Source organism: Alteromonas sp. 4NH20-0104 (assembly GCF_057547795.1).
In genome coordinates, this window is sequence record NZ_BAAJLP010000028.1 from 25,163 (window position 1) to 43,858 (window position 18,696).

Genomic DNA, 18,696 nt, shown 5'->3' on the forward strand with positions numbered 1-18,696 from the left:
ACAACTCAAAGGTGCAATTTGTCATGCCCTGATTGATGACAGCAATCCGCTGCGAGTTTCAGTTCACTCGCAGCGCTGCCGAAGGGCTATTAGCGGGCCGGCAGAATAAATTCATACTCCGGATCCACATAGAATTTTCCCGCCATGGCCTGTCTGCCCAATAGCATCAGGTAAGTCATTTCAGAGCGGTCGGTGAGCGTGAGTTTGATTTTCCACGCCCGGGCGCCCATCTCCAGCCGGGTTCTAATTACATAGCGGCGCTGACGATCGGCGGTAGAACTTTTAATTTTCTTTTGACTGAGTACCTTGCTCTCACATTTTACCGTGCGTTCAACGTCGTGAATGTCAGGGTGAATATCAAACTGTATCCACCGTTCACCGTCGCGCTCAAATTCGACAATATTGTCTACATGCAAAGAGGAGGTTGCGGCACCGGTATCCACTCGCATCACTAAATTAGTGATGCCCAGTTCTGGCAGATCGGCGTACTCGAGGGCGCCAATCATTTGTTTAGTTTTATGTACTCTGCTCATTTATATCGTCACCGTTGAATCGTTAGGCACCAGATTGTCCTGCAGCATTTCCACCTGTTCTGCCACGGTATCCGGCGTTTTAAAATAGGCGATGTGGTAAATCGCTTCGCCTTCCTGAGTCAGTGGTATATTTTGTTTACCAATTACAACCCCCTCAGCCGGGCTGGTTAAGGTGCCCAGAAACTGACCATAAGAGTCGGCAATGGTGGCCAGTTTGTCACCTTTTTCCACATGGTCACCCAGCTGGGCCAGATGATTAATGAAACCACTTTCCGGTGCTCGCACCCAGCCACTGGAACGTGCAATATAGGGTTTAATCGGTACGCCCTTGGCCCGACTTTTGTTCAGCATGCCAAGATGCCGCATGGTATTGATAATGCCTTTTACGCCAGCCCGAATAGAAAATTCGTCGTATCGCAGTGCCTGACCAGCTTCATACAATAGAATTTTTATTCCTGCCTCACTGGCCGTAGCGCGCAGCGAGCCATCGCGAATATCGGCGTTCAGGAGTACCGGCACACCAAACGCCTGGGCCATTGCCAGTACCTCTTCATCGTCCAGATCGGCGCGGATCTGAGGTAAGTTACTCCGATGAATGGCGCCGGTATGCAGGTCGATACCAACATCGCATTTACTGACCACCTCATTAAAAAATAAATGCGCCAGCCGGCCGGCCAGACTGCCTTTTCGACTGCCGGGAAAACTGCGGTTGAGGTCGCGCCTGTCGGGCAAATAGCGCGATTGATTGAGCACGCCGTAAACATTGACAGTAGGCACCGCTATCAGGGTACCTTTTAGTCTGTCGATGGCCCGGGATTTGATCAGTCTGGCTATGATTTCGATGCCATTAAGCTCATCGCCGTGAATCGCGGCGCTTACAAATAATGTTGGACCCGCGCGTTTACCGCGTTTCACATAAACCGGAATGCTCATACTGGTGGCAGTATAAAGCGGCGGCATGTCCAGCTCGATTTTTGTGGTTTCGCCTGGCGCAACGCGCACGCCACCAATGATCAAATCCTGGGTGCCCATTAACCTTTACCTTTCGTTTTAGTGCTGTGTGGCTTGGCGGATTTTTCGATAAACTCGATAATCATGCTGGCGACATCTTTGCTGGTTGCTTTTTCAATCCCTTCCAGACCCGGCGAGGAGTTTACTTCCATCACTACCGGTCCTCTTGAAGAGCGTAATATGTCCACACCACAGCAATTCAGGCCCATGGTTTTGGCCGCATCAATGGCTGTTTTACGCTCTGCCGGTGACAGGCGAACCAGGCTGGCAGAGCCGCCCCGGTGAAGGTTAGAACGAAACTCGCCCGGGGCTGCCTGACGCTTCATGGCGGCAATTACTTTTCCGCCGACCACAAAACAGCGAATATCCGCACCGCCGGCTTCTTTGATGTATTCCTGGACTAAAATACTCGCGTTAAGTCCCATAAAGGCCTCGATCATCGCTTCGGCTGTCTTCTGGGTTTCCGCCAGTACCACGCCAATACCCTGGGTACCTTCGAGCAGCTTAATAACTACCGGCGCGCCACCAACGTTTTTGATAACGTCGTCGACTTTGTCCGGATGGTGGGCAAAGCCGGTACGCGGCATGCCAATGCCCTTGCGGGACAGCAGTTGCAATGAACGCAGTTTGTCGCGTGAACGGCTGATGGCCACCGATTCGTTAATGCTGTAGGTGCCCATCATCTCGAACTGGCGAACAACCGAGGTTCCGTAAAAACTGACCGAAGCGCCGATACGTGGGATCACCGCATCATAAACAGGCAGTTTTTTACCATTATAGCGAACCGAAGGGTTGCTGCTGGTGATGTCCATGTAGCAGTGCATGGTGTCGACAACATCGACGGTGTGCCCTCTGAGTTCGCCTGCCTCTTTTAAGCGGCGGGTTGAGTAAAGCCTTGGGTTTCTCGAGAGTATTGCAATTCGCATGATTAAGCTCAGTATTGGTTGCGGCAAAAAACGGCATACTTTGCCTTGTGTGAGGGGAATGTAAAGTAAATAAAATTTGTCGTGACGGTGAGAAATCTTGAGTAATAACAAGACTCATCACCTACCGTAACTGTCTATAGCATACGCCTAAAAACAGTGGGCTGTCACGCCGGGTTATGCCCACTATTAGTGGGCATGCTTAATATAACGGGTCATGCTTTTCAGCAGCGCCCGGAGTTTGGCCGGCTTAATGGGTTTACTCAGATAGTTTACGCCCTGTTCCTTACAGCGGGTTACCAGATCTTCATCGTGGGTGGCAGTTACCAGCGACGCCGGGATCACAATGTCGAGGTGCTGACGAATAGCATCAATTAGATCAAGACCGTTCTGATTGTTACCAAGCTGGTAATCCATCAGCAAAATTTGCGGCGAGAAAATATCAGCCTGGGTAATGGCATCGTCCCAATTATCAGCCAGTACCGTTCTTACTCCCCATTTATTCAACAGCGTTTGCAGGGCGTCGAGATTTTCCTGCTGATCGTCAACACACAATACCCGTAAGCCTCTGAACGACGCCGTGGGGTTGGCCAGAGAGGTACTTTTGGTTGCCAGCGGCTGGGTCATGGGGAAACTCAGGGAGAAACAGCTACCCCGGCCAACCCTGGACTCTACCTGTACCTTACACTGCATTTGCTGACTAAGGCGTCTGACAACACCCAGCCCCAAACCGATACCGTGCTCAGAACTTTCGTGGGTGCGGTAAAAATCGCTAAAAATTAAAGCCTGTTGCTCTTTGGAAATGCCGATGCCGGTGTCGCGCACTTCTATGAGTATCTTTCCGGCCCGTTTGCGGGTTGAAAACAGAACTTTACCCGAATCGGTATATTTTACGGCATTAGATAGCAGGTTCTGGATAATGCGATACAAAAAGGTTTTGTCGGCATAGACCCAACAATCCAGCAAACGGGTTTTTAACTGCACTCCTTTATCTTTTGCCCGCATCGATAACTCATCGACTATGGGGTCACACAATTCTTTCAGATTCACCGGTTCCGGATTAGGTTTCAATTCGCCCTGATCCAGACGGGATATGTCCAGCAGCGTGGCAATTAAGGCCTCACTGGAACTTACCGAGTGATTAAGTTTATTAACGATGTTATTCACCGATTCCGGTAATCTGGCTTCCTGTAACGCAGAGACATACAACTTGGCGGCGTTAAGGGGTTGCAGTACATCATGACTGGCCAGCGCCAGAAACCGTGTTTTGCTGGCGTTAGCATCTTCGGCCTGCTTGCGGGCCCGGATAAGCTCTTTTTCTACGCCGCGGCGACGTTCTATTTCCAGCCGAAGTTCGGCGTTAATGGAGTGAACTTCTTCGGTACGCTTTTTAATTCGCAGTTCCAGGTCAATGTTTGACTCTTCCAGTGCCTGCTGTATTTCCACGTGGCCGGTAATATCGTTGAAGCTGGTTACAAAGCCGCCCCCAGGCAAGGGGTTACCCACCATTTCAATCACCCGGCCGTCACTACGTTGGCGGGTAAAACGGTGGGGCGTACCGGAGCGCAAATGTTCGAGCCGTTTTTCAACTTCCACTTCGATATCGTGGGCACCAAACTCGCCCTTTGCAGCGTTATAGCGCATAAGTTTTTCAATGGGGGTGCCGACAACCAGCAACTCTTCCGGATAGGTATACAAGGCTGCGTACTGTTTGTTCCAGGCCACCAGATTCAGGTGTTTGTCGATGACGCTGATACCCTGATCCATGTTTTCCAGTGAGGTAAGCAGGGCCGTCATATTAAACTGCATGGCCTGGGTAGTGTCGTCAAAGAAGTTAATCACTTCGGTAAAGTCGAGCTTTTTACCGCGTAATACACTGTCGATTAGCGCTTTGGCACTGGATGCCCCGATTACTCCGCCAAGTGCCCGTTCGCAGAAAGCCATAAAGGCTTCATCCGGTACCTGAGAGCTTTCTATGGTGGTGTGGTGAAGTTGCTGGTATTCGTTAACCAGTTGCTTACAGCGTCCGGTGCCCATAAACGTGGAGAGCAGTGTGATCAAATCGGCAATGGTCACGTTGACACTCTGATTTTTAAGCGGGGTATTACGGACCTCGGCCGGTGATACAAAGGCTTCGGCCTGAATCCGGTCAATCAACCGGGCCGGGGCAAACCAGGAGAACAGGCAATAGGCGATGGTGTTGGCGATAAGACTGATGATAGCGCCCTGGCTTAGCAATTCACTTTGTTCAAAGTCTGACGAGGAAACATTAACGATCGGCAAAACCAGCCACAGCACCCAGGTAATGAGGCCCACCACCAGCCCGGCATAGACGCCGTGAGCATGGCCTCGTTTCCAGTACAAACCGCCAATCACAGCGGGCATCAGCTGAATTACCAGTGAAAAAGCAATTAACCCTATGGAGTGGAGCGAACGACTGCCGGTCATTTGCTGATGGTATAAAAACGCCAGCAGCAGAATAATGCCGATGATAATACGCCTGATTAAACGGATACGTTTACCATAGTCGCCGTAGGAGGCGGAATGCTGTTTAACCGCCAGCAACCGGGGCAGAACCACGTCGTTGGTCAGCATAGTACTGAGGGTTAAAGTGGCCACAATAATCATTGCCGTGGCAGCAGATAACCCCCCTACGAATACGATCACCTGGAGCAGGAAAGACTCTGAGAACATAGCCAGCGATAACACGTACGTATCCGGCTCAATAGGGTTATCGGCGAATACAGACTGCCCGGCCATAGCAATAATAGGAATAACTGCTGCTGTGATTGCCAGATACAGCGGGAACAACCAGCGTGCGGTTTTTAAATGGTTCAGGCTCAGGTTATCAACGATCGCTACATGAAACTGACGGGGCAAACAAATGACCGCCGCGGCAGCCATAATAACCTGAGCAAAAAAGGTAAAAGAAGAAAACTGAGACAACGCCTCAGTGGTAAGGAAGTCTTCCAGGATAGGCCGTGTTTCCTGCTCGTACCAAGCCTGATAGCCGACGATGGCAACAAGAACCAGCGCCAGGAGCTTAATGGATGATTCAAAGGAAATGGCCAGAATTAAACCGCGGCGGTACTCCGTAACGTCGGTTTGTTTGGTGCCGAAATAAATCGCAAACAGGGCAATAAAGGCGGTGGCCAGTACAATGATAAACTGGCTGTTAGGCTGGTTCGTTAACAGCCTGAATGTAGCGCCTATGGCTTTTAGCTGCAGGGCTATGTAAGGGATAGTAGCCATTAACGCAATAATGGTAACAAGCAACGCCACAGCCTGGCGTTTACCATAACGGGAGGCTATAAAGTCGGCTATGGTATTAATGTGTTGTTTTTTGCTGACCAGCGTCAGTTTATAGATAAACCGGTAGCCCAGAATATATACCAGCACCGGCCCCAGCAGGATAGGCAGATAAATCCAGGTATCCCGGGCAGCCTGACCCACCGCGCCGAAAAACGTCCAGGCAGTACAATATATAGCCAGCGCCAGTGAGTAAATCACCGGGTGAGAGGTGATCCATCTGGCGGTGGGAGAATTCTTATCTCCCCAACTGGCGATATAAAATAATAAAAATAAATAAACGAGTGCGAGTGAAACCCAACCGAACGTCATGCCTTGTCCTAACAGGTTTTTAACAAATCTGATTGCATTATAACCAAGCCCCTAAGACCTGACCTACGACCATGGTCTCATTTCTTGAATTGTCATGCCCGTCTAGAGTATATCCGAAGCTCCTAATTATGCGGTTTTTAGGCGATTTTGGCGGTTTGGGATTGCTAAAGTAAGCGCTAAAGTCGCCTGAGAAGCTCTCCGTTAGGAAAATGTAAAAATAGAACATCGAATTAACCTGTTGATGAGGACGGAAAGATGGCATTTAAAAGTGATGACGACAAAACGGCGTATTGGAAGGAGAATCTCTCCATCCTCGCCAAATTGTTAGTAGTCTGGTTTGTCGTGTCTTTTGGCGCCGGCATTCTCTTAGTAGATGTGCTAAACGAGATCCAATTCTTTGGCTTTAAGCTGGGATTCTGGTTTGCACAGCAAGGTGCAATATACGTGTTTGTGGTACTCATTTTTGTGTATATGGCCAAAATGAATGCGTTAGACAAAAAATACGGCGTAGACGAGGAGTAATCCAATGGATGTACAATTATTAACCTTTATCATCGTTGGCGCCTCGTTTGCCCTGTATATCGCTATTGCGATTTGGGCTCGCGCTGGTTCAACCAACGACTTTTATGTTGCCGGCGGTGGTGTTCCACCTGTCCTTAACGGTATGGCAACCGCAGCGGACTGGATGTCAGCCGCATCATTTATTTCTATGGCCGGTCTGATTTCCTTTATGGGTTACGACGGCGCGGTTTACCTGATGGGCTGGACCGGTGGTTATGTACTGCTGGCGTTATGTCTGGCACCGTACTTACGTAAATTCGGTAAATTTACTGTACCGGATTTCATTGGTGATCGCTACTACTCACAAACCGCACGTACTGTGGCGGTATTCTGTGCCATCTTCGTAAGCTTTACTTACGTTGCCGGTCAGATGCGTGGTGTGGGCGTGGTATTCAGCCGCTTCCTGGAAGTTGATATCGTAACCGGCGTGGTTATCGGTATGGCAATTGTATTCTTCTACACCGTATTAGGTGGTATGAAAGGCATTACCTACACTCAGGTTGCCCAGTACTGCGTACTGATTTTTGCTTACTTAGTCCCTTGTGTATTTATCTCGGTAATGGTGACTGGTCACATTCTGCCGCAAACGGCATTCGGTGCCACACTGGCTGATGGGTCCGGGATGTACATGCTTGAGAAGCTGGACAATATATCCATGGCCTTAGGGTTTAATGAATATACCACCGGCACGAAGAGTACCATTGATGTGTTCTTTATTACCTTCGCGTTAATGGTAGGTACTGCGGGTCTGCCGCACGTAATCGTACGTTTCTTCACTGTACCTAAAGTACGTGATGCACGTAAGAGTGCGGGTTGGGCGCTGGTCTTCATCGCTATCCTGTATACCACTGCACCGGCACTGGCTTCATTTGGCCGCGTAAACATGATTGAAACCATCAATGGTCCGGATCTGGCGGGTACGCCTTATGCTGAAGCGCCGACCTGGATTAAAAACTGGGAAAAAACCGGCCTTATCGAATTTAACGATAAGAACGGTGATGGCAACATGTACTATGCAGCGGGTAGTATTACCGACCCTAACAGTGCTAACGAAGTGAAAGTTGACCGTGACATCATGGTACTGGCTAACCCTGAAATTGCGAACCTGCCTGCATGGGTAATCGCATTGGTGGCAGCGGGTGGTGTGGCTGCGGCACTGTCTACCTCGGCAGGCTTGCTGCTGGTAATCTCTACCTCAGTATCGCATGACTTACTGAAACGTAACTTTGCGCCAAACATCTCCGATAAAGCTGAACTGGGCTATGCCCGACTGGCAGCCGGTGTGGCCATTGTGATTGCCGGTTACTTTGGGATTAACCCGCCAGGATTCGTCGCGCAGGTGGTCGCCTTCGCGTTCGGTCTCGCGGCCTCGAGTTTCTTCCCGGCCATCATTATGGGTATCTTTAGCAAGCGTATGAATGATAAAGGTGCTGTGGCAGGTATGATCTCAGGTATCGCGTTTACTGCAGCCTATATCATCTACTTCAAGTTTGTGAATCCGGCCGCTAACGTGCCTGCTAACTGGTGGTTTGGTATTTCTCCGGAAGGTATCGGTACTCTGGGTATGCTGGTGAACTTCGGCGTAGCCTATGGCGTGTTCAAGATGACTGATGAAGCGCCGCAGGAAATTCAGGAAATGGTTGAAAGTATCCGCTTCCCGAAAGGTTCGGGTGAAGCTTCGGCTCACTAAGACCTGCTAGCAATACAGTAAAAAAGGCTCACCTTGTGGTGGGCCTTCTTTATTTATCCCTGAGTGACGTGAATAAAACGTTATTCAGGCATAAATAGCCTTGATCTGGCACAGTCAGCCATGTGCTAAAACCAGCTATGCTTGTATGTACTGCAATGCAATAAAAACGCTTTTGGGGACTACTGATGAGTACCACGCCGCAGCAAGTAATCGATTTTTTAAAAACGTCAGCGCCTTTTGATCAACTCAAAGGTGAGATGCTCGACGAACTGGCACAGAAGGCACGGCTGATCTATCTGGCAAAGGAAAATCAGCAGGCATTACTGAATGAAAATACCGGTCGGTTGTTTCTGATTCAGAGCGGTCAGTTTTCGGTAAAAGACAGCGACGGGCCACAGCGGCACTTAAGTGAAGGGGATTACTTTGGCTTTCACGCGCTTATTGACGGCGTGACCTACCCGCTGGAAGTAGAAATAGACAGTCCGGGGTTGGTGTACTCTTTTAGCGAAGCGGCGTTTAAAAAATCCCTCGAAATGCCGGAAATTGCCAATTTCTTTCAAAGTACCAAAAGCGAAGCTTTACAAAATCAGGCTGTGCAGGACTCAAACTCCATGTGGCTGTATAAGGCCTTGTCGGAGGTGATTGAGCGGCCGCCGGTAAGAATAGATGTGAGTTTATCGGTGCAGCAGGCCGCTGAAATGATGTCGGCGAGTAATGTATCCTCGTTACTGATTACCGAGCACGATAAGCTGACAGGCATTGTCACTGACAGGGATTTACGCAACCGGGTAGTGGCTACCGGGCTGGACGTAAGTTTACCGGTAAAGTCTATTATGACTGAAAAGCCGGCAATGATTATTCAAAACCGCACCATGTTTGATGCCATGGCACTGATGACGGAACGCAATATTCATCACTTGCCGGTAGTCGACCGCACCACCCGACAACCGGTGGGGATGGTTACCGCGTCGGATGTGATACGCCATCAAAAAGGCAACGTGTTGTTTGTGATTGGCGAGCTCTCAAAGGCCGAAAACCTGTACGAGCTGACCCGTTTATCCTGGCAGATGCCGCATTATTTTGCGACTCACGCCAAGCGCCCCGGTGACTTTGATATTGCAGGTAAAGTGCTGGCTCAGGCCACCGATATTATGACCCGTAAACTGATTAGTTATTACCAGCAACAAAATGGGCCGGCGCCGCTCGATTATGCGTGGATAGTCTATGGTTCTCAGGCGCGAGAAGACCAGACCATGGGGTCAGATCAGGATAACGGGCTGCTGCTTGAACGGGAGCCTGACGAGCAGGAAGCCGCATACTTTGCCCAAATGGCTGAGTATGTCTGTAACGGGTTGGGTAAGTGCGGCATAAAATTGTGTCCGGGCAATATTATGGCCAGTAATGCGGATTTAAGATTATCGCTGGATGCCGCGATTAATGAAGCCAAAAGCTGGGTAAATCAGCCCACCAATAAAGCCATTATGTATTTTAATATTTTTCTGGATGCCCGGGCGGCAGCCGGCGACGTGGATCTGTTCAGAAAAATGCAGATGGCACGAGTGCCGCTGTTAAAACAACCCATGTTTCTGGCGGCGCTGGCTCGCCAGGCCAATGATGCCTCGGTACCGCTGTCGATGTTTAAAAAATTCACCTATGAAAAAGGCCATAGCGTGAAAGATGCCATCGATCTGAAAGTGAGAGCTATTGCTATTATTAACAACCTGGTGCGGCTTTATGCGCTGGCCAATGGGCTGACCATGCCATCGACACTTGGCAGACTGGCTGCGCTTCCTGCGGGGGCGGGGTTATCCAGCCGCGACGCCGACAACCTGCGGGATATCTGGCTATTCTTGAATCGATTGCGCTGGCGTCATCAACTGCACAATAAAGTGACCAATAACCTGGTGTCGGTGAGTGACTTATCGTCAATTGAGAAGCATCAGTTGAAAGCGGCTTTTCAGGCCATTGAACGGGCTCAACAGGCGGCGGTGATGAAGTTCTCCGGCGGCATGTCCTGATATGCCGGCGCAGCAACAACCGTCGCTCTGGCGGCGTATACAGCAATGGATTAGTGGTGGCTCGGCCTTACCCGAGAGTCGTAAACATCAAATGCTCAGGGACCTGCCTTTATTAGCCGTAGACCTGGAGCTGACTTCGCTTGATCCGCAAAAAGCCAAGGTTACTTCCATTGGCTGGACCGAAGGAAAAGCGGGCAGTATCGATTTGAGTCATTGTTATTACGCCGTGGTCAGAGCTTCAGGGGACTTGGAACAAAGCCCGGTTATCCATGGCCTCACAGCCTATGATATTGCTCAGGGGACACATATCAGGGAAGCACTGGAGCGCCTCGCTCCTTATGCTCAGACCCATGTCTGGGTATTTCATAATGCCGGGCTCGACCTGGCAGTGCTGGATAAGGTGTTAACGGCTAACGATATGTACCTGCCAGAGGTTATTACCCTCGACACGCTTAAGCTGGCGGTGTATCAGCTGCAAAAACAGCATGATGTGTTGCCGCCCAATAGCGCCACCCTGACTGTGTGTCGGCAGCGCTTAAACTTACCACTGGCACCGGCGCACAATGCGCTCGATGATGCGATGGCAACATTACAGCTTTGGTTTGCGCAATATTACAGCATGGATCCCACCGGCAAGATGAGTTTGCAGGATATTGCCCATACTCAGGCGGTTGGATGCAAAAATTTAGGAAAAAGTGATAAGAAGTGATTGACAAGATTAGCCCAAGAGCGTATCTTTCCGCCCGCGTTGAGCAACGAGCTAAACGCGAAGGCCCAGGTGGTGAAATTGGTAGACACGCTAGCTTCAGGTGCTAGTGACCTAACGGTCGTGGCGGTTCAAGTCCGCCCCTGGGCACCATTCCTTTGTCTTTCGACATCCAAATAAATAAAATTCCGCTCAAAAATAAACCAAAAATCAAACATTTAGCATAATTCTTAGTCTGTCATGGTCTGAGCGCGTCTTGCTATATCCAAATATTTTAGTAACACTGAATGTAACACGGGCATAAATACGCATGGAGCGTGTTACATTAAATGGCTAGAACTACCACATCACTTAACCCTACTCAGGTCGAAAAAGCGAAGCCAAAAGACAAGGAATATAGCCTTGCAGATGGTCGCGGCCTGCTGCTCAGAATCAAACCTAATGGCGTTAAAAAGTGGGTATTCAATTACCCTAAGCCATTCACTAAAAAGCGCTCCAATCTCACTGTCGGCACATACCCTGATATTTCACTGGCAAGAGCCAGGGAGTTAAGGGAGGAATATCGAGCATTAGTTGCTCAGGATATTGATCCGCATGAGCACAGGGAAGAAACCCACCAGAAAAAATCCGAAGCAATAAACACAACATTTGAATTGGTTGCACGGCAATGGATGGAAATACACGCTACCAAGGTATCAGCCGGAACGCTTGCTAATATTACGCGGTATTTTGAGAAAGACGTTTTTCCGCTGGTAGGTAAGCTTCCAATTGAACAGCTAACAGCGCCCAAAGCTATAAAGGTCATTAATAAGGTTGTAGGGCGTAACAGCCACGAGATAGCGCGAAAAGTTGCCAGGCGAATGAATAGCGTTATGACCTTTGCTGTTAATGCCGGAATTGTTCACCACAACCCATTAGCGGGTATCAGGGAGTTGATACCGGCCACTAGAGTAAAGCACCAACCATCATTGCCACCAGAGCAGCTACCAAAGCTTATGAAAGCGATCAGGTTTTCATCCGCTAAGATAGCCACACGCTGCTTAATTGAATTTCAGCTACATACAATGGTACGCCCTGGTGAAGCCGCCGAAGCTGAATGGTCAGAGATTGACGAAGAAAAAGGTGTATGGACCATACCTGCCAAACGAATGAAGATGCAGCGGGATCACATTGTGCCATTAACCCCACAAGTGCTCGACATACTGGAGACAATGAAGCCGCTAAGCGCCCACCGTAAATTCGTTTTCCCATCAAACATCGATCCTAAAAGGCCAGCCAACCGTCAAACAGCGAACAAGGCGTTACGCGATATGGGCTTTACAGGCCAACAAACAGCACACGGTTTACGCTCATTGGCGAGTACCACGTTAAATGAACAGGCTTTTGATCATGATGTGATTGAAGCGGCACTAGCACACTTAGACGACAATGAAGTGAGATCAGCTTATAACCGTGCTCAGTACCTTGAGCGGCGCAAAGTGATGATGGTCTGGTGGTCTACTCATATTGAGAATGCGCTGGCTGGAAAGGAAACAGAAGCCACCAGCAATGTATTAGAAATTAAGAAAGCCTAAGGCGTTTTACCACACCTCGTACGATTCTTGAGCACTAGATGTGAGTAGATTCAATTTAGTAAGTTAAGGAGTGACTTAAGGTATATGAAATCCGTTCATCATAAGAATAAATGGGAAGTTGTGACTAAAATCGTTGAAGATTACCAATCTAATTCCCCAATCCCTAATAGGCCATTTCAGTTACTCAATGAAGCCTATAGTGCAATGTATCCTGAATCTAATCAGGCTTTAGAAAATAGCAGGGATAGAGCTAGGCTAGGTGATGCCTCACCTCTTGATACATTATTGCTACTTGTAGGGGCAGGTATATATCCGCCACCAGAATTGCTGTTGTGGCTCGATGAGTGTTTTCATTGCTATTACCAAGTAAGTGGTGAGGTAAGTTTGGAACACATATTTTTTGGTAGGGAAAAACCTCGGATCGGAAACGAGTCAAGACGGAGAGCAAGTTCCTTTTTTTATTCAGGCTTTTCGAGCTTGATTAGATCCGAAGAATATCTGGCGAAAAACGAAAAAAGAGAGGTTCGTTCTAAGTCAGAGCTTGCTGAAGAATATTTAAGTACACACTGGACAGCGTTGAAGCATCTTAATGATAAAGAATTAGATGCTGAATCGTTCCTAAGGAGTTGGCGAAGGTGGCGAAGCACAACGGACAAATAAGCGCATTTAAGGTCCGTTACTAAATTTATGTAAACAATAACAATTGCCCTCGGACTTTAGAAGACGAGAGCAAATTATGACGGACGTTACTATTCTTAGATTGCCGGAAGTTTTAATTAAATCCGGTAGCAAGCGATCAACTCTTTGGCAGCACATCAAAGCGGGGCTATTCGTTCCTCCAATCAAACTAGGTGGCCGTTCCTCTGGCTTCATCAAACACGAAGTTGACGCAATCATAGCCGCACATGCTGTAGGCATGGATGACAAGGAAGTAAAAGTCCTGGTTATTAAGCTGGTGGAGAAGCGTAAAGAATCAGCTTCAAAGCTACTTCAAGAGCTTGTGGCATAGGGGGCTTGTGAGATGAAAGATGAAGCCACCCCAAAGGGCAGCAACACCAAATCAGACACTTCCGATAATACAGCAACAAAGCAACCGCGCAAGATTGAACTAGCCCTATATTGGTTGCTTACCAAAGGCGCTAAGGGTCTTGTACAGCCAGAAGCGCACACGCTTTACCGAGAGTCAGCGTTGCATACAACGATCAGTTCTTTGAAGCATGAAAAGGGTATTCATTGTATTTCAAAGCCGGATCTTGAAACGATAGTTTATCAGTACCAAAAGCCATTTCACCGCTACTGGTTGGAGACTGACAAAGACAGGGTAAAAGCAATTAATTTACTCAATTACTACCGCGCCAAGAGAGGGTTGCAGAAAATTGATTTTCCCGCCTGGCATGACTCAAGCGATAAGGCAGCATAGCCCTACTGGGCTACCTGTACGAGGCGGGTATGGCTAGAAACAAAAACAATGGGCCGCAGATAGCGGCCATACCTAAGCGTGTTATTGAGCATCCTGATTTTTTATCTTTAAGTTACCGAGCGCTAAGGTTACTTCTACAGTTTGCGTATCAATACAATAAGCGTAATAACGGCAAGCTATGCGCTATTCATGATCAACTTAAAGATAAAGGGTTTGCTTCAAAGCAAACGTTGTTAGAAGCGCTTAAGGAACTACACGCTAAAAGATTTATTGAGTTAACCAAAGGAACGACAACAAGTAAAAACGGTAGATCACCAAATTACTATGCGCTCACCTTTTGGGGGATAGATGACATTGCCGGTTTCAAGATGGATGTCAAACCATCACCAAAACCAACAAGGACTTTTAACGATGCTATTGATAAGCGGAATACTTAAAAAAGCCATGATACGCGAACCTGTACCGCAAAGGCTTGTAGCGGTACGCGTTCCTTTACACTGGCTTAAGTTAGCGGTACACGTTCCTGTACTATGGGTTATTTTTCACCTTTATAAAAATCAGACAGTTAGCGAGAGCAACACTTTTTAGCCATGGTACGCGTCCCTGTACACCTTATATATTAAGCCATATACATAGAAAAAATATCACCAGGATAATAGTGAAAAATAGGAATGAAACACCGCGAGGCAGAAATTGTAAAAAGTCGAATCCGACTAGAAACAAGTCGAATCTGACTACTGAAATTTAAGTTACCCAAATACGGGTAAGGAATTACTCATAAAAGGGTAATGGTCCGAAATTAGACTAATCCGGACAGCAAAATGGACAACTACAGGCCTCGCCATCTAAGGACTTGATTGAAGGCGTTGGACGGCAAAATGAACAGCCAGGGATAACGAAACGTTACACCCTGATATAGCAAATTAGAATGAGTTGGTAAGGCTAAACATTCCCGAAATCAGGACAGCAGAGTCCCGAAAATAGAACTAAACTAAACAGTCCTTAAAACTGGAGGTCAGCTATTTAGCTCTTAAGTTTTTTATTGCAAGCATCCTTTACCCACTCTGAAAACGTTTCGCTGGTGGATTGCCGGTCAGTCTCAATCTGATTTAGTAATTCATCTTCAAAACGAATGTTTTTGCGAGTCGAGCCTTTGCGGTCGTCAGAACGTTTTGGTTTTTTATCATCTTTCACTTGCATTGGGTGTGTACCACTTCTATATTGGTGGGTGTGTACCATTAAATATAGTTAATTCATCAACTCTATTCAATTAGAGATTTACATCTAACCAAAAGGAGCAATACCGATGATTGATATATCAGCAATGAAAAACTCAGAACTTGAAGAACTAGTGAGCGAGAACGTTGATAAAGCGTTTGGCTTACTGGAAGTACTTTATGGCTCACTGTGCCAAACAGGTTATCCACTCGACAACAAAGAGTTAAGGCCTGCTGTGTGGGCAATAAGGGAGTTAATGGCCGAAGTGAAGTTTAGCAATGAAGAATTGATCGAGCGCGCAATTCCAAATAGGAGTGCGAACAATGAATAACCTGGCTGCAATCGAAACCAACGAAAGAGAAACTCTTTCACATTATACTGTGGAGCCTATCAAAGAGCTGTCAAAAGTATTGTGGGATTATATTTTTGATGGTTCTAATAACTTAGACCTTACACCGGCACAAGACCAGGTGATAAACGCTTTGTTAAGCCAGATTCAAGAGCTATGCGACGAAAGTTTGGCAAAGCCTGGCGACCAACACTAAGAGAAAGCAAGGGGTCGAACGTGGTGATTGATAGTGATTTCAGAAAGCGCCAGGTTAAGGCCCTTAAAGCTCATTACAAAGCCTGTTTTGATAGCTATGAGCAATGGGCCGACTCTGGCTATCAATACCCACCACCAGCTACACCGCCATTCCCTGATATATGTCGGGGGATGAAATGCGGTGCTAAAACTCGCAGCGGCCACCCGTGCAAGAATGACGGTACAAGTTATAGCAACGGGCGCTGTAAGTTTCATGGTGGGGCTAGTACCGGCCCAGTAACCAAAGAGGGTAAAAATAGATCAGCGGCAAATGGCTTTAAACGCAAAAGCGAGAACGCCACCAGCTAATAAGCCCTATGAGATTACTGATAAAACCCGAAATAACAAAGCCTATTTAATGTTGAAAAATGTTGACGTTGAAAGTAAATGTTTAGCTACCGTCATACAGCAAACTGTAGTGGCAGACTAAACCCGAACACTGTTTTAAGTGGTAGCATTACACTTAATAACGAGGTGTTCAATGAAAAGACAAAGACGGTCATTCAGTCAGGAATTTAAACATGATTCAGCCAGCCTGGTAGTTGATCAGGGTTACAGTATGGCTGAAGCTGGTCGCGCAGTAGATGTACATGAAAATACTCTGCGCAAGTGGATTAGGCAACTTGAAGCAGAGCGCGACGGCAGTACACCCAAGTCCAAAGCGTTGACTCCAGACCAGCAGCGTATTCAAGAACTGGAAGCCCGCGTTAATCGCCTGGAACGAGAAAAAACTATACTAAAAAAGGCTACTGCTCTCTTGATGTCCGACGACCTGAAATCCACGCGCTGATAGACCGGTTGAGGGAGCATGAATCAACAGAATTGGTCTGTTCAGCGTTAGGTGTTGGTGTCAGTAGTTATTACGAACGACGAAAGCGCCAGCGCCTGATTGGTGCTAAGCGGCGTATTCTGCGCGCCAGAGTGAAGCGTCTGTTCGATAAAAGTCGTCAGTCCGCGGGCACTCGAACACTTGTTGAGATGCTTCGCGATGAAGGCATTACCATGGGCCGTTTCAAAGTAGGTCGGTTGATGAAAGAACAAGGACTGCTGAGTAAGCAGCCGGGCAAACATGCTTATAAAAACGTCCAGGTTGAACGGCCCGATACCCCGAACTTACTGGACAGACAGTTCAATGTGGAGAAACCCAATCGGGTCTGGTGCGGCGACATCACCTACATCTGGGCGGGCTCAGCATGGCATTACGCTGCTGTGGTTATCGATCTGCACACTCGCAGGGTTATCGGTTGGAGTATGTCACATCGGCCAGATGCGGAGCTTGCCGCCAGAGCTTTAGATATGGCGTATGAGCTACGAGGTAAGCCAAAAGATGTGATGTTCCACAGTGACCAAGGATCTCAGTACGCAGCGCGCAAGTTCAGGCAAAGGCTATGGCGTTACAAGATGACCCAGAGCATGAGTCGACGAGGAAACTGCTGGGATAACAGCCCGATGGAGCGTGTGTTCAGGAGTCTGAAGTCCGAATGGATGCCTTCAACTGGCTACTGTTCAATAAACGAAGCGAAACGAGATGTGGGTTATTACCTGATGAATTACTACAACTGGGAAAGACCGCATCAATTTAACGATGGGCTACCACCGGCAAAAGCGGAAGAATTAGCTAAAAAGGTGTCCGGGTTTTATTGACCACTACAAACCCCATGAATAGGATAAGTTTGGGATAAGGGTTACGATTAAAAATACGGCATGATTACGGCAAGGCAAGTGTTATTATTTTTTAAGGTACAAACCCCATAAAGACCCCACAAAACCTCACCCCAAACCATACAAAGCTCAAGTGAACCCCAAGGACACCCAAAGGGCTTTTGATGAATGGAAGCCACCAGCTTACACGGTAAACAATAAACCAGCACTGAGTACAGTTATCAGCAGTATCATTAGGCGCTAGGCTCTAATTACAACTTAGTCACTTGCTGGTGGATCATGAAGCCAACTCAAATAATCGAGCAGGCCGAAGTATTACTATGTAACCTATTAGCCTTGAGAGACTCCGAAACGGATGATTTCAGGATAGAACACGATGATGTTGTAGTTACACTGCAAACGGCTGTAAATCTTCTCAGAATGGCGCAGGATGCGTTATATGAGAAAAGCGCTTATAGTTTGGTGGATAACATCACAGTATTGAATGAGTGGAGCCACCGTGGACGAAAAGCAAATCAAAGATGATTTTATGTGTATGCGATTAACTAATGATAATTACCTGGTTGTCTGTCAGGGCCAGTCAGTCAAAGCGAAGATAACCAAGGTAGGCCACCAGCGCCAACCACTCTTAAAACGGCTGATACGCGCATTACAGGCAGCTTTTCGAGTGCTTGGTTAAGTCACATTTATTCACGCCACTTTTACGCGTGCTGACGCGTAGTTAATCATCATTAAACGGGTCCTTAGTAAAACGTTGCTAGCGGGTAATACGCAGCGCATAAAAATTCTAGCCACAATTTTTTAGTGGTGGGTTGTTGTTTAGTCTTTGGGTTCTTCCTGTTTTCAGTTATACGGGGTCGCGGCTGCGCAGGTTTTACGATGTGCAAGCGTTCTACTATCCGAGTCAACGACAACACCGGCCAGAGCGGAAAAGGCACAATGCCTGGTAGCGTAAAGGGTAGCCAGCCTGTTAACGAAAAAGCCGTTGCACAGTCGATGGTTAATACGGCTAATGATCCGATGAAGTCCGCGCCAGATAAAGAGAGAAAGGTACAAGTAATACGGTGGATAATACGGGCATTCACCAACCGGCAACCAAAATAAAAAAGGTACTTTCCGGTGTGGCGGAGACTTGCGGGTAATGCGACTCGCAAGGTTTGGCTATTTATGAGGTGT

General features: G+C 47.7%; 19 protein-coding genes and 1 tRNA gene. 15 read left to right on the forward strand and 5 right to left on the reverse strand.

Annotation, left to right across the window (positions count from 1 at the left end):
- Positions 1–89: 89 nt before the first annotated feature.
- The 4 genes from AC27IB_RS17875 to AC27IB_RS17890 all read right to left on the reverse strand — a co-directional run bounded on the left by AC27IB_RS17875 (position 90) and on the right by AC27IB_RS17890 (position 6,088).
- Positions 90–533, reverse strand: coding sequence for an ATP-dependent zinc protease family protein (locus AC27IB_RS17875; protein WP_296050309.1), 444 nt, complete (start codon positions 531–533; stop codon positions 90–92).
- On the reverse strand, positions 534–1,565 hold the full coding sequence (locus AC27IB_RS17880) for a succinylglutamate desuccinylase/aspartoacylase family protein (RefSeq protein WP_296050312.1): 1,032 nt from the start codon (positions 1,563–1,565) through the stop codon (positions 534–536).
- Entirely contained in the window at positions 1,565–2,470 is a 906-nt protein-coding gene (gene rimK / locus AC27IB_RS17885) for a 30S ribosomal protein S6--L-glutamate ligase (protein ID WP_296050315.1), read from the reverse strand. Before rimK ends, AC27IB_RS17880 begins: the two co-directional genes overlap by 1 nt.
- Positions 2,471–2,656: 186 nt before the next feature.
- Positions 2,657–6,088, reverse strand: a complete 3,432-nt coding sequence (locus AC27IB_RS17890) for a PAS domain-containing hybrid sensor histidine kinase/response regulator (RefSeq protein ID WP_487122651.1) — start codon at positions 6,086–6,088, stop codon at positions 2,657–2,659.
- A 255-nt stretch (positions 6,089–6,343) separates the two neighbouring features.
- On the opposite strand from AC27IB_RS17890, the gene AC27IB_RS17895 reads away from it, so the two are divergent.
- The 10 genes from AC27IB_RS17895 (at position 6,344) to AC27IB_RS17940 (ending at position 14,494) form a co-directional block, all read left to right on the forward strand.
- On the forward strand, positions 6,344–6,610 hold the full coding sequence (locus tag AC27IB_RS17895; protein ID WP_296050322.1) for a DUF4212 domain-containing protein: 267 nt from the start codon (positions 6,344–6,346) through the stop codon (positions 6,608–6,610).
- A 4-nt stretch (positions 6,611–6,614) separates the two neighbouring features.
- A complete protein-coding gene (locus AC27IB_RS17900) occupies positions 6,615–8,339 on the forward strand; it encodes a sodium:solute symporter family protein (protein WP_296050325.1) in 1,725 nt (574 codons plus the stop codon).
- A gap of 185 nt (positions 8,340–8,524) precedes the next feature.
- Positions 8,525–10,357 (forward strand): putative nucleotidyltransferase substrate binding domain-containing protein, encoded by a 1,833-nt coding sequence (locus AC27IB_RS17905; RefSeq protein ID WP_296050328.1) that lies wholly within the window; start codon positions 8,525–8,527, stop codon positions 10,355–10,357.
- Between the two features lies 1 nt (position 10,358).
- Positions 10,359–11,066, forward strand: coding sequence for a 3'-5' exonuclease (locus AC27IB_RS17910; RefSeq protein WP_487122654.1), 708 nt, complete (start codon positions 10,359–10,361; stop codon positions 11,064–11,066).
- A gap of 63 nt (positions 11,067–11,129) precedes the next feature.
- A tRNA-Leu gene (locus tag AC27IB_RS17915) sits at positions 11,130–11,216 on the forward strand.
- Positions 11,217–11,392: 176 nt separating this feature from the next.
- Positions 11,393–12,637, forward strand: a complete 1,245-nt coding sequence (locus AC27IB_RS17920) for an integrase domain-containing protein (protein ID WP_487122656.1) — start codon at positions 11,393–11,395, stop codon at positions 12,635–12,637.
- Between the two features lie 84 nt (positions 12,638–12,721).
- Positions 12,722–13,297, forward strand: a complete 576-nt coding sequence (locus AC27IB_RS17925; protein ID WP_487122658.1) for a hypothetical protein — start codon at positions 12,722–12,724, stop codon at positions 13,295–13,297.
- A 76-nt stretch (positions 13,298–13,373) separates the two neighbouring features.
- Positions 13,374–13,646: a helix-turn-helix transcriptional regulator gene (locus AC27IB_RS17930; RefSeq protein WP_487122660.1), complete on the forward strand. Its 273-nt coding sequence runs from the start codon at positions 13,374–13,376 to the stop codon at positions 13,644–13,646.
- Between the two features lie 12 nt (positions 13,647–13,658).
- Complete coding sequence (locus AC27IB_RS17935; RefSeq protein ID WP_487122662.1) at positions 13,659–14,057, forward strand: hypothetical protein; 399 nt, start codon at positions 13,659–13,661, stop codon at positions 14,055–14,057.
- A 29-nt stretch (positions 14,058–14,086) separates the two neighbouring features.
- Positions 14,087–14,494, forward strand: a complete 408-nt coding sequence (locus tag AC27IB_RS17940; protein WP_487122664.1) for a hypothetical protein — start codon at positions 14,087–14,089, stop codon at positions 14,492–14,494.
- 586 nt (positions 14,495–15,080) lie between these two features.
- Here AC27IB_RS17940 and AC27IB_RS17945 read toward each other — a convergent pair.
- Complete coding sequence (locus AC27IB_RS17945; protein WP_487122666.1) at positions 15,081–15,257, reverse strand: YlcI/YnfO family protein; 177 nt, start codon at positions 15,255–15,257, stop codon at positions 15,081–15,083.
- 106 nt (positions 15,258–15,363) lie between these two features.
- Between AC27IB_RS17945 and AC27IB_RS17950 the strand changes: the two genes are divergently transcribed.
- The 5 genes from AC27IB_RS17950 (at position 15,364) to AC27IB_RS17970 (ending at position 18,045) form a co-directional block, all read left to right on the forward strand.
- Complete coding sequence (locus AC27IB_RS17950; RefSeq protein ID WP_487122668.1) at positions 15,364–15,606, forward strand: hypothetical protein; 243 nt, start codon at positions 15,364–15,366, stop codon at positions 15,604–15,606.
- Positions 15,599–15,820 carry a hypothetical protein gene (locus tag AC27IB_RS17955; RefSeq protein WP_487122670.1) on the forward strand — a complete coding sequence of 74 codons (222 nt, stop codon included), beginning with the start codon at positions 15,599–15,601 and terminating at the stop codon, positions 15,818–15,820. The genes AC27IB_RS17950 and AC27IB_RS17955 overlap by 8 nt, the downstream gene beginning before the upstream one ends.
- A complete protein-coding gene (locus AC27IB_RS17960; RefSeq protein ID WP_487122672.1) occupies positions 15,781–16,167 on the forward strand; it encodes an HGGxSTG domain-containing protein in 387 nt (128 codons plus the stop codon). Before AC27IB_RS17955 ends, AC27IB_RS17960 begins: the two co-directional genes overlap by 40 nt.
- Positions 16,168–16,339: 172 nt before the next feature.
- Positions 16,340–17,502 (forward strand): IS3 family transposase gene (locus AC27IB_RS17965; RefSeq protein WP_487122674.1). Its coding sequence is split into 2 segments (ribosomal slippage): positions 16,340–16,595 and positions 16,595–17,502, totalling 1,164 coding nucleotides; the frame shifts between segments, so codons are not numbered across the junction.
- Positions 17,503–17,799: 297 nt separating this feature from the next.
- Positions 17,800–18,045, forward strand: a complete 246-nt coding sequence (locus tag AC27IB_RS17970; RefSeq protein WP_487122676.1) for a hypothetical protein — start codon at positions 17,800–17,802, stop codon at positions 18,043–18,045.
- Positions 18,046–18,696 lie beyond the last annotated feature (651 nt).